The 12991-nt window shown below is 31.7% G+C and carries 4 protein-coding genes; 1 reads left to right on the forward strand and 3 read right to left on the reverse strand.

All coding sequences use genetic code 11. From position 1 onward, the window contains the following. Window positions 1–62: 62 nt before the first annotated feature. Window positions 63–683 (forward strand): 5-formyltetrahydrofolate cyclo-ligase, encoded by a 621-nt coding sequence (locus B5D16_RS02830; protein ID WP_078765454.1) that lies wholly within the window; start codon window positions 63–65, stop codon window positions 681–683. Here the strand turns inward: B5D16_RS02830 and B5D16_RS02835 are convergent, their stop codons facing one another. The 3 genes from B5D16_RS02835 to B5D16_RS02845 all read right to left on the reverse strand — a co-directional run bounded on the left by B5D16_RS02835 (window position 684) and on the right by B5D16_RS02845 (window position 12947). Then, a complete protein-coding gene (locus tag B5D16_RS02835; protein ID WP_143405022.1) occupies window positions 684–1421 on the reverse strand; it encodes an NAD-dependent protein deacylase in 738 nt (245 codons plus the stop codon). It lies immediately after the preceding gene. A gap of 155 nt (window positions 1422–1576) precedes the next feature. Continuing rightward, window positions 1577–10738 carry a Spy0128 family protein gene (locus B5D16_RS02840; protein WP_159444263.1) on the reverse strand — a complete coding sequence of 3054 codons (9162 nt, stop codon included), beginning with the start codon at window positions 10736–10738 and terminating at the stop codon, window positions 1577–1579. Between the two features lie 157 nt (window positions 10739–10895). Next, window positions 10896–12947, reverse strand: a complete 2052-nt coding sequence (locus B5D16_RS02845; RefSeq protein WP_078765457.1) for a protein kinase domain-containing protein — start codon at window positions 12945–12947, stop codon at window positions 10896–10898. Window positions 12948–12991: the final 44 nt, after the last annotated feature.

Consider the following 12991-nt stretch of genomic DNA (forward strand, 5'->3'; position numbering starts at 1 on the left):
ATGATATTTACATAAACGTAAACATTTATTATATCTAAGCAAGCAAGGAGAAATTATATCAAATGCAATTAAATACATCAAATATTTTAAACAAATCTGTACTTAGAAATGAAATCTTAAATAAGAGAAAATCTCTTTCAAAAGATAAAATAGCAAATACATCAGAACTTCTGTGTAATAAAATAATTAATCATCCAAAATATAAGGATGCTAACATCATTCTTGCCTATATGGCTCAAGATGGTGAGATTGATTTAGAAGTTTTAATGAAAGATGCAATAAGTAAAGACAAAAAAGTATATATACCAAAAGTACTAAGAAAACATACTATGGAATTTTATAGATATACAAATAAAGATGATTTAGAAATTAGTAACTTTGGAATATTAGAGCCAAAAGAAAAGGAACCATTACAAATATCTGAAACAGATCAAATATTTGTAATAGTTCCTGGTGTTGCATTTGATAAATCAGGAAATCGTATAGGCTATGGTGGTGGATTCTATGATACATATCTTTCAAATCTACTTGATAAATATAATAATAAATCTACTAAAACAAAGATAACTGATAAAACCACATCTTCAATATACACACTTGCACCATGTTACAATTTCCAATTAATTGACTTTATAAAATCTGAAGATTTTGACATACCAGTTATGGAAGTAATCACTTTATAATTACATAAGTTCTAAAGCTTTCTTCATAACCATGGCAATATCATCATTAATAACAAGATCACATTCCTTATCTGCAGATGTTTTTGATTTATTAATCATGACAAGTTTGCTACCTTTAAAGTAATGTATAAATCCAGCAGCAGGATAAACTATAAGTGATGTTCCACCTATAATCAAAACGTCTGCATTTGCTATGGCATTAACAGCTCCTCTTATAACTTCATCATCCAAGCCTTCTTCGTATAAGACAACATCTGGCTTAATAATCCCACCACACTCATCACAAGTAGGTACACCTTCTGCATTAACCACATATTTTTCGTCAAAAAACTTATGACATGATGTGCAGTAATTTCTCTTTACACTTCCGTGAAGTTCATAAACAACCTTACTACCTGCTGCCTGATGAAGGCCATCTATATTCTGTGTTACAACAGCCTTAAGTTTCCCCATCTCTTCTAACTTAGCAAGTGCCTTATGGCAATCATTAGGAAGAGCATCCTCATAAATTAAATTCTTCTTATAAAAATCATAAAACTCTTCAGTATGTCTAACATAAAAACTATGTGATACAGCCTGTTCTGGGGTAAAATGTGCATTCAACTTTTTACTATAAAGTCCATCCGAGCTTCTAAAATCCGGAATATTACTAGCTGTTGAAACACCTGCTCCCCCAAAGAAAACAATGTTATCACTTTCCCTTAAAATCTGTGCTAATTCCTGTATTTTCTCCATAATCCTTCTCCTATCTAATAAAAGTATACGTATAATATATATTTTACCACTACAGAATTTATAGTTCAACGAGAAGGATTATGGAGAAAATACATAAAAGCAAAACAGACACCCGCAAATACGAGTGCCTGCCAAAAAGTTTTTAAAATAGTTCTTATTTATTTTTTAATGGATTTTTTGTTTCTACGCTTACTTCTTAATAAGTATGCATTTGCTGAACCTGACATAATGAAGATTACTAACATTAATGCGATTCTAGAGTTATCACCAGTTTCAACTGTTCTGCTCTCATTGTTTTCGTCTTTATCATTATCTCTCTTGTGTCTGTGCGCATCAAGTGTATCTTCTGGATTATCGTCGTCATCATCCTCATCATTATCGCCATCAGCCTTATCCTTTGACTTCTTAGAGTTAACTGATTTCTTATCAGTCATCTTTACAGTCTCAACTTTTTTCGACTTCTTTTCATTAAGAATATGAACATTTCCTTTTTCATCAATCTTGAAATTAATATCATCAGCAAGTTCATATCCCTTAGGTGCTTTTACTTCATGAAGAGTATATTCAACATCCTTTAAAAGTCCATAACATACGGTCTCTTTAACTTCAGATGTAAATCTAAATACTACTTTACCCTTCTTATTAAGAATTGCCATCTTAGCACCTGCAAGTCCACTACCATCCTCAGTAATCTTCTTTATTTTAACTTCTGTAAGTTTATTAACAAATTCTGCCTTCTCTAATTTTCCACTTTCATTATTACTAATAAAGTCCTTAATGTCAGCATTTCTTGCATAACTTACTTCAGTACTAAGATTTCCATCACCTTCGTTTTTAACAACAACCTTTGCACAAACTGTTTTAGCTGTGTAAAGTACATTGCTAATCTGATTATCAGTATCTTCTGTAATCTGGTAATAATGTGTACCTACATCCTGCAGTGTATAATGAATAGCATCAAATAAAATACTACCATCACTTAAACTCTTACCAGATATTTCTTCTTTGGACTTAATTTCTTTTCCTGACTTATCAAATTCCTTAAAGCTAAATCTAAACGCTCCATCTTTCATAATATTATTTTTAAAGTTATTTAATGAAAGATTTTCAACTTCTTTTTCACCTTTAAGCTCTAAATTAACTTCAGCCTTATATGTATTAACAAATTCAGTTTCATAATTTGCCTTACCATCAACAAATACTGTTGCTCCGCTAGAAATAAGACTTGGATCATTAGGGTCATTAACACCTTCATTATCATCTGCATTAACACCATACTCAACTGAGTTTCTTGAATAACCAGATGTATTTCCTAATAACTTATTAACAACTTCCTCTTTAGTATCTTCCTCAACAGTAATGATTAGAGTACCCTTTCTGCCATCTTCAATTCCAACAAAGATATAATATTCAGTTTTATCATATACATATCCCTTAGCATTACCAGCTTTTTCAACCACTTTGTATACGTGATTTCCAACATCGCTAAGTGAATAAACTATATCAGATAAATCAACTTCTTCTGAAACCTTACAAGAGCCTTCACTAACAAGCTTGTTAACAAATCTATCATCACTATCTGCCACACCGCCTGTTGCATTTGCTGAATTCTTATCAAGCATTTCATATACTTCAAATGTAAATACGTTGCCCATATTCTTTCCGTCGCTATTTACATCATCATAGACTTTCTTGCTATCAAACATCATAGCCATCTTTTTAGCCTTAATTGTAAGTGTTCCACTAGCTTCATATGTATTTGTAAAGTTAATTTCACCTGACCGTGATGTTGAAGTAACATTTAACTTGCCACCATCAGCATCCTCTACATTAGCATAAACTTCATAAATTGTATCATCATAAGTTACACCACCAGCTTTAACATCAGGTACAACTTCCTTAACTACATATTTGTATAAGCCTTCATCATTCTTAGTAGAATTCTTAATATACTCAATGTTATCAAAATTAATCTTTCCTTTAGCATCACTATAAGCAGTATATGTTCTACCAGTTAAATTTAATACTTCTTCACCTGTTGCATTACTTGAAACCTTATACTCAGTAACTTCAAACTTAAACTCTTTATCATCAAGACTTCTGCCTATAAGAGTTTTCTTTCCTTCTAATAATAATTTACCAGAAGCTTCATAACTATTAATGAATGTTGCTTCATCTTCATCATTCTTAGTAATTTCATAGCTAACACTTCCATCTTTAATAGAAGCACCAGAAACAACCACCTTAAGAGTACCATCACCATTATCAGTTACATTAACACTAACTTCATATGTCTTATTACTATATGTGTATCCCTCAGGTTTAGGATTTGGAACTCTTTCCTTAACAATATAATTATGAGTTCCAATATTTTGTTTAACGCCAGTCTGACTTCCATCAATATAATATTCAATTTCAGCAAATGCTATATTTCCATTAGCATCATTGCTACCTGATGAAACAAGTTCATCTCCTTCATATATATCAAAAGTAAACTGACCATCAGTAAGTTCACGACCCTTTAATGCCTTTTTAGCAGTAAATGAAATTGAAGCCTTTGCATCATATTCATTAATAAAATCAATTGAATCTACCGACTTACCTGCTTTATCAACAATAGTCTTTGAAATACTTAAACTACCATTATTACCGTCTGAAATCTTAACAGTAACTTTATATTCCTCAGATGAATAAGTAATACCACCAGGATTAACATTAGGTTCATTCTCATAAAGAGTATACTCATATGTCTTTCCTATATCATTTTCATCATAAGTTATTTCGTCAAAACTAATTGTTCCATCACTATTTACTCTACCATAAATTGAAGTATCCGATGTAGTGCCTGCTGATACATCCTTTCTAGTTCCATAAATCAAGAATTCATTATCTTTAATGTTTCTGCCATTTAGTATCTTTTTGCCACTAAGTACTAACTTACCTGTTGCATTATATGTATTAGTGAAGTTTGCATCACCAGAAACATAATTAGCATTTACATTTAGTTTTCCTTTACCAGCATCAGTAACATCAACTCTTACTCTATTCTTTGTACTATCATAAGTGATACCTTCATAACTATTATTAGTTGCACCAGTTGGAATCTTTTCTTCAATAATGTAATAATGACTTCCAATATCATCAAATGAGTAACTTATCTCTGGATACTTAATATCAGCAACTGCGCTCTTAGAAGTATCTGAAAGATTTGCGCTTTCAACACCTGCAGTATAAGTTATATTCTTATTGCTACTATCCATTTTAGGAGTTGCATATGTATCATCTGTATACTCAGTAATTACAAATTCAAACTGATCATCAGCAATATTATGATTTACTAATGTCTTTGTACCAGCAAATGCAATCTTACCATTTGCATCATATGTGTTATCAAAATGAATTCCACTTGCGCCACTAACTTCCTTAGTAACATTAAGCGTACCATCATTATTATCACTTACAGTAACAACAACTTTTATTTCTCTATCATCATAAGTTATTCCATCATTTTCATTTGGATCAATCTCATTAATGATATAGTAATGCTTTCCTACATCACCTGCATCATATGAGAAATCCAAATCAAACTCAAATGTCGAATTAGCATTTGCTAAAGTTTGTGATGTATTACCAGTTGTCCTTACTATATCTGCACCCATGCTATCCTTCTTAACAGTTGCATAAGTATTATCTGTGTACTCAGTAAGTTTAAACTTAAATGCATCCCTATCCTGAGCTTTATTATATGACTTAGTTCCTTCTAAAGTAATATCACCATTTGCTTCATACTTATTTACAAATTTAAGGTTTTCATCAACGTAAGTAACATCACTAGCATCAAGATCACCACTTGAAGTACGTTTTACAACAACTTTAATTCTCTTGAAACTATTATCATATGTAATTCCGTCTTTCCTATTCCGTCTATCAACATCTTCAGGAACTCTTTCCTTAATTCCGAAATAATATGTTCCTGTCTTTACAAACTTAACATTATCAAATGAAACCTTGCCATCGGCTTTTGCAAAAACTGTTTGAAGTAAAACGGCTTTTGCATCATCGAAACTACCATACATGCTTCCAATCTGATATAAATCAAAAGCAAATTCATTTCCTTTTAATGTCTTATTGTATTCTTTTTCTGCTTCAAAATTAGTTTCTGTAAACTTATTATCATATTTATTTACAGCCTTAATTTCTACATGATTATCAACTGGATACTCACTTGCAGCAGAATTCTTTCTACTAGTCGGATAGAAAGATATTGTATTATTATTTAAAACAGTATTTTTATAACCATTAATTGTATATGACAATTCACAAGCTAACCCACTTATGTCTGCGCCACTTTCTGATAAATAATATAATCTGTTTCTATATAGAGGAATTCCACCTATAACTACACCATTATCAGTATTCTTAAAAGTAATACCAGGAAATTCTTCCTGTAACTTAAACTTCTTACTTACTGCATCCCAAGTAATCTTAAAGTAACTATCTGAACCTGACTTAAGTTCAAAAGTAAAACCATTTGGAATGTCGATTTCATTACCATCCCCATCAACACAAGTCTTAGTTAAATCGAGTTCAATAGTACCCTTATTAACATATTCAACTGTATCAATACCAGATTCATCAATATCACCACTTACAACATTACCGCCTACAGTTTTATTATCATTTCCATTTGAATCACTCTGATTAATTGAAGTTTCAAAAGCATTATCAACTACTTCCTTAACTTCATATGTAAATCCATCAGGAATTCCAACAATTTCAAATTGTTCACCATTCTTTAGACTAATAATTTGATTACTTAAATAAGTTGAAACTGTTTCTTTTCCTTCAGAATCTGTCTTAATGGCTTCATAAGAATCTACTGATTCTTTACCATCTTCACCTTTAATTGTTATGCCAAAGTTAAAACTCTTTTCAAGTGTTTCTTCACTTGCTTGTTCTACTGTTTTCTTAACAACTAAACGTCCCTTACTTTCTTCATTATAAATTTCAAAAGTAGGTAATTCTTTTTCACCATCAATTTTAACTAACTGTCCACATCCATCAGTTGAAATACTCTGTCCACTATATGTAAAGCTATTTCCATCCTCATCAGATACTTTACTTACATAACCATTTGAAATCCTTATTTCATATACGTTTCTATCTAATACGCATCCTTCCGGTGCCTTAGTTTCCTTTAAGTAAATAACATCCGAATCAAGTGAAATATCAATATTTCTAAATTCTATTATTCCATCTTCATTTAAATCGTACTGACCTTCACCATCCTTTACCTTCTGGATTAATGAAGTACAATTAGCATCTGAATATGCAGCAAATTCTGCACCTTTTAGATTTCTACTTGTTCCCTTTAAAACCTTATTAACATCAAATCCAAACTTCTGATTTGATACTCGAATGACAGGGGCCTTATCTCCATTTAAATCTTCTGGAGTCATTCTTGCTAAAACATACTTATCAATTCCTTCTGGAATACTTAAGCCATCAGCATCTTCCCCATCTGAAGATACATAATAATAAATAGGTTCCTCTCTAAGCATGTAATCTTCTGGAGCATCAGTTTCCACAAGTTTATACCATGTTTTATCATCAACAATTTTAATTGCAGATGAATTTTCAACCTTATTCTTTACTAAAATAATACCGTCATCACCTGTTTTTATAGGTCCATATCCTGTAACAGCTTCATCTGTAAGTAATTCCCATGTAACCTGATTATTAACAACAGTACCTTTATATAAATCAAATGTTGCATTTAAATGTTTTCTTGCATCATATTCATCAAACTTTTCAATTTTAACCTGATTAACAACAGCTTCTGAACCCTCTCTGTAATCATGAATTAAAACCTTATCTATAGTCTGATCAAGAGTAACTGTTGTTCCTCTAACCTTAGCAGTATTTATACACTTAACATATTCATTAGAGCCACCTAAAACCTTAGCATCATAAGTAACTCTATATCTACAATCCTTATCCTCTACCGTTAAAGTTACAACTAAATTATTATCATTTGTATGATATGCGATTTCACTACTATTAGTTATTTCTGTTTCATTTACAAAATCTCTACCCTTATACTGATATACTTTAACTGAACCTGGTATAACTTCTAATGTATCTGATAAAGTATCCTCAATAGTAATCTTATCGCCAACATTAATATCCTTTAATTCTTTAGCATTTTCTGAATTAGGATTTACATCAACATAATATGATGAAACAAAATCATTACTTGCATTAGCTTTATTAGATAACTTCTTTTCAAGTGCCTTATCTATAGCAAATTCAACGCTATCTTCACCCAAAACAGATTTTTTTTCAGGTTCACTATCTGTATCCTTAACTAACTCAGCTAAAGTTGAATTATTAATAATTGTTTCTTCTGTTGAAATTACAGATGTATCAATATCATATGAAATGGTAAGTTTCATAAGCTTTCCATTAGCATCTGTAAATTTACCATCCTTATTATCAAGTAAAATCTTATATCTATTAGATGCAGAATCCTCATTAGTTAGTTCTAAATTGATACTATCTTCATATGAAGAATAACTAGCATCAACGCTTACGCCCGACTTGTTAGTCCAAACAACCTTACCATCCTTATCTTTAATAACAAAAGAGTTCTTTATATACTTAAGTCCTGGAACATTTAAAACATCTTCTATTTCATATTTAGCACTTATTACACTAGTAGCATCTTTTGCATCAATTGATTCATCAGGATCAATTGTTACATTGTAACTTGCTTTTGAATTATCAGAAGCTAATCCATCCAAATTTTTAACAAGTCCTGGATGATCATCATTAATTCCTAACCAATATGAACTAGCTGAACTTTGAATATGTCCTGAGCCTCTAAAGTTAACAATGTATCTTCCGTTATACCAGTACTTTTCATAAACATGAGCCACGTTCTCGTTAGATACATAAGTATCTACGCTTTGTTCTAATAATTCTGGTATTTTTTCAATTAATACAGGATTAATCTGCATTGTATATCTAAGGATAATATTATATCCTTTACTTTCTTCTGCTGCTGGTAAATCTCCAAGCCAGACAATAGTAGACTTAGGTGCTACTGTTTCACCTTTTTTCGCTATCAAATAACTTCTATCATAATTATATACATCACTATATAAGATAAACTGACCAGCTTCTACTGCATCACCATGATAAGTTGTAGAGTTATAATCACGTAATAATAATTCAGCATAAGCATCGTATCCATCGTAAAAATCATCTGCACTTATATCACCATTTACATTATGATAAAACATTGCATATGCATTATTACAAACATCCTGTACTTTTGGATTATCGCTATCAGTTGTTATTTCAAAACATGGAGTTACTAACTGTCTATTCTCTTCACCCGTTAAATTAGCAAAATCAACATCATCTGCATTAAATCCCGATAAAAAGTCATAAACTTTATAATCTTTTCCATTAATATTAACATTGTGATTTGCAAACTCATCAACAATTGCAATACCATCAAATCCAGCACTACCTGCTTCAAGTCCAACTGTAACTTTATAATCTACGTAATAATTTCCGTCATCACCAATATATACACCAAAGTTTGTTTTTGATGAATTTAATACCTTTTTAACTGGTCTATGCCATCCATTACCTGGATCTGGATAAGTAACATCATACTCTGTATACCAAAGTGATGCACCATTCTTAAATGTATCAATATCAGTATCTGCTAATGTATTATAGTGAATTATATATGTTGTTGGTTCACTATCCGGTGGAGTAATCCAAACAAAATTATGATTACCAGCATCTGTAAAAATATATTTAAGTGCTGTATCTTCATCAAAATCAGAAACACTTGAATCCTGCTGAGTTTTAATTGCACTAATTAATTTAGCTTTAAGTGTTGCATCATCATTTATTTCTTCATACTCTGTTTTAGCTGAAGCATTCTGACATAAATCCTGTAAAGCAGCATATGTTTCATCATCTAAAATAACCCATTCCTGTAATATTCTTTCACCATTTGGATTATTATTTGAATCCACTACTCTATCTACATATGATGTTGGTTCTACTCTAGAATCTGTAGGATTCTTTGAAGTATCATATACAACATCTCCACCTACATAACCTGTTATCTCATCATGAACAGCACTTCCACCTAAACTGTAGAAACGGTGTCTATTAACATTAACTGTATAAGGAACAATTGTTTTACCAGGTTTATCCTGTTTAATTTTGGTAACATCCCCTGCATCCTTCATAATCCAGTCAGTACCGCCTTCATATGTTCCCCTTACTTCTGACTTTGAACTTAATGTTTCTACATCACCTGTTACAGGATTATCATAATCATATGAAGCATTTGCTACATTATTATATGAATCCGATTTTTGCTTTCCATCAAGTTCAATTCGTTTATCATATGCCATTACACCGCAGTATTCTATCTTAATATAACCACCAGAAACTAAGGATAAACCATTTATGATAAATCCTTCATCATCACCAACATCTGATAACTTATATGTTTCACTACTAATTAAGGCATTTGTTTTATCATAATATGAAACCTTAATATCAGCTCCGCTACCATATGCATCTTTTAAAATTTTTACATTATCTGTGTGATTATAAACATCTTCGAATTTAATATTATCAATTGCAACATCATCTCTTTTGCCTCTGATAATAATATTAAAGTTATTTTTTAGACTTCCATCATCCTGATTAACGTAACCAGATTGATTTTTAACAACAGCCAAATCGCTAAAATCAATCATGTATTCATCAGTAACATCAGGCCATGGAATTGAAACCTTTGATCTTCCTTCAGTATCTTCCCATGAGGCTTCCATTTCAAAGAATGCATTAACGCCATCATAGTAACCTGGAAATTCAATATAGATTACATCATCCAAAATATAATATGAGCCAATGGCATCATGTTTTGAATTATATAATGTCTTTTGATTATCAACTGATCCCTGATTGCCAATTGAGATATGCTCAGGTAACTTTAAGAAATACTTAAGTCCACCTTCTGCCATATCAGTTATATCACCAATCTTAAAATTAAGTTTTAAAGAAAAACTTTCACTTGGATTAATTGTATCTCCGCTATTAATTTTTTTACCATCGACTATGATTTCATGACTGACTAATTTGTCGGAAAAATCTGTGTAACCATTAAGCGTTGTAGGTGCAGCATGCGCCTCCTTAGCTGGTAACACAAATCCATTAAGAAGTGATAATACCATTACCACACTTAAGAAAAGTGCTAAGAATCTTCTTGCCTTATTATTCATATTCATCCTCCCGTAAAAAATAAATCCTTTCCTATTTCTAAATATTTTACAAAACACAATATCAGATTTTTACAAATCTCTTAATCCCCTAAAACCATAACGGTAAGCATGAAAAAAATTCATGCTTACCTATTAAGTAATATTTTTTTAAATCTTATTATTTTATCATATCTCCAAAGAAGGATATAATAATAAAAGTCCCAACATATCGACCTATAACCGAATAAAGAAAAGCATAAACATAATCCATTAATTTAAATCTCACCGTATTCGTCCATAACTTCTTGAAAATATAAATACCAGCTCCGACAACACCACAAATAGAAAATGCTATTGTATTAAAATGTTTTTCTTCATCAAGCATTCTAAGTCCTATTTGAATTAATACAGAACAAAGAAGTACTAATTTTATGTATATTCCTTTTCTTTGAAGAGCTTCAAGAATTTCATGTAAAGCCAATGCCATGCTTTGAATAACACCTGCTATACCTTTCTTTTTATATTGTCTCTTTTTAGAAGCAATATATCTCTTTCTAATCTCCTGAGCTCGTCTCTTACCTTCTTTTTCTTTTTGAATTTCTTCTTTTAATTCTTCCTCGTAAATCTTCTGCTCAAGTTTTCTATCACTTGAACTTCTCTTTTCATCTCTTAAGGCATAAATATCAGTTCTTTCGGTATGAACTTTTTCACGTTCCCAAGCTTCTTTCTTAGCTTCAGCTCTAACATTTATTCTTTCATTACGATAACTTTCAATTCTTATATCATCGTTCGTTTTCTTAAATTCAGCAGCTGCCTTTTTAGCTGCTTCACTATTATCATCTACCTTGCCATCACTAACTGGATAAAACGATGAGTATGGATCCTTTTCATATCTATCAGATACCGGTCCACTACCATAAGCCTCATCCTTTCTACCGTTTGATATAGCCTTTTTTGTTTTAGCAGCTATATCAACAACCTTATCCTTAGCAAATGAAAAGTCGTAAAGAACATCTCCAACCTTGTTACCAATCTGCTGGTACCATGTTGTATTAAGAGCTTTTTCAAGTTCTTCTTTTTCTCTAGCAAATAACTCATCAGCCGTAGGTCCTGAATAACCCTTTCTTGAAGCTTCTATAACTGCGGCATATCTTGAATCAACCGGCGTAACCGGTGCAACATATTCCTGTAATTTTCTCTGTAATGCGCACCAAGGGCACTCCTTTAAATGCGACCAATACATATGATCCTCATGATCAGGGCAAACTGATAATTCATCCTGCATCTTTGATAAAGCATCATACCACTCTAATGTATCCGCTCTTCTTGTTGGATCATTATGACCATCAACAAATGTTCTTACAAACAATTCCTGAATATAATCTGGCAATATATTAAAATCCGGAGCGTACTTAGGTTTAACTAATCCGCCTGTTTCCTTATAGAATATAAAATGTCCACCTCTTATGTTATCAATAGGCTGTGGAGCAGCAACAGAACTTCTACTCATACTCATAACACTAAGTGCTGCAGAATAATCAACTGCACTAGCAAATGGATGACAACCATTCATAAGCAATGCAAATATATGAATTGCCAAAGCGAAAAGGTCTGTCTCCTTAGTAAATGTAGGAAGCGGTGCATTAATAAGATTATAATTATTCATCATCTTTTCCTGAATCTCTGCTGCAAGATATTCAGGAAGTCCTACTTCACATCGATAAATCTTACCACTTCTTGCATCTGTAATATGATATGAATCCGTATCAACAAGTGTAACCCTTGATGTCTCAGGATTAACAACAATGTTCTTAGGATTTAAATCACCACATACCTGACCCGAATTATGGACTGCATTAATAGCCGCACATAGATTCTTAGCAACCATAAGTCTTTCCTCAAGATTATAGCCACTATCATCAAGATACATAACATTAAGTTCTATAAAGTTTTCAAGTTTAGGCATTACATAGCCCACGAAATTTTTATTTAAATAAACAACGTCTATTGGCCAACAGAGCTGCTTTAACATATTGCCCGAAAGATTCGCCTGAGCCATTGCTAAAAGTTTTCTATGTCTTGTTTCAGTTCTGATATTTTCATTAAACTCTTTAACAACTAAGTCAGGTTTACCTAAAATCTTATATACTGTGCCTTCGCCACCCTTCCCTAATGGCTCATCGTCAGCAACATAAGGTTCTCCATTTATTCCTGCATATGCTATCGACATCTTTTTCTCCTTATCTCACGAAAACTATTTCTAATTATTTTAAT

The organism is Eubacterium uniforme (assembly GCF_900167115.1).
Lineage (GTDB): Bacteria > Bacillota > Clostridia > Lachnospirales > Lachnospiraceae > Eubacterium_S > Eubacterium_S uniforme.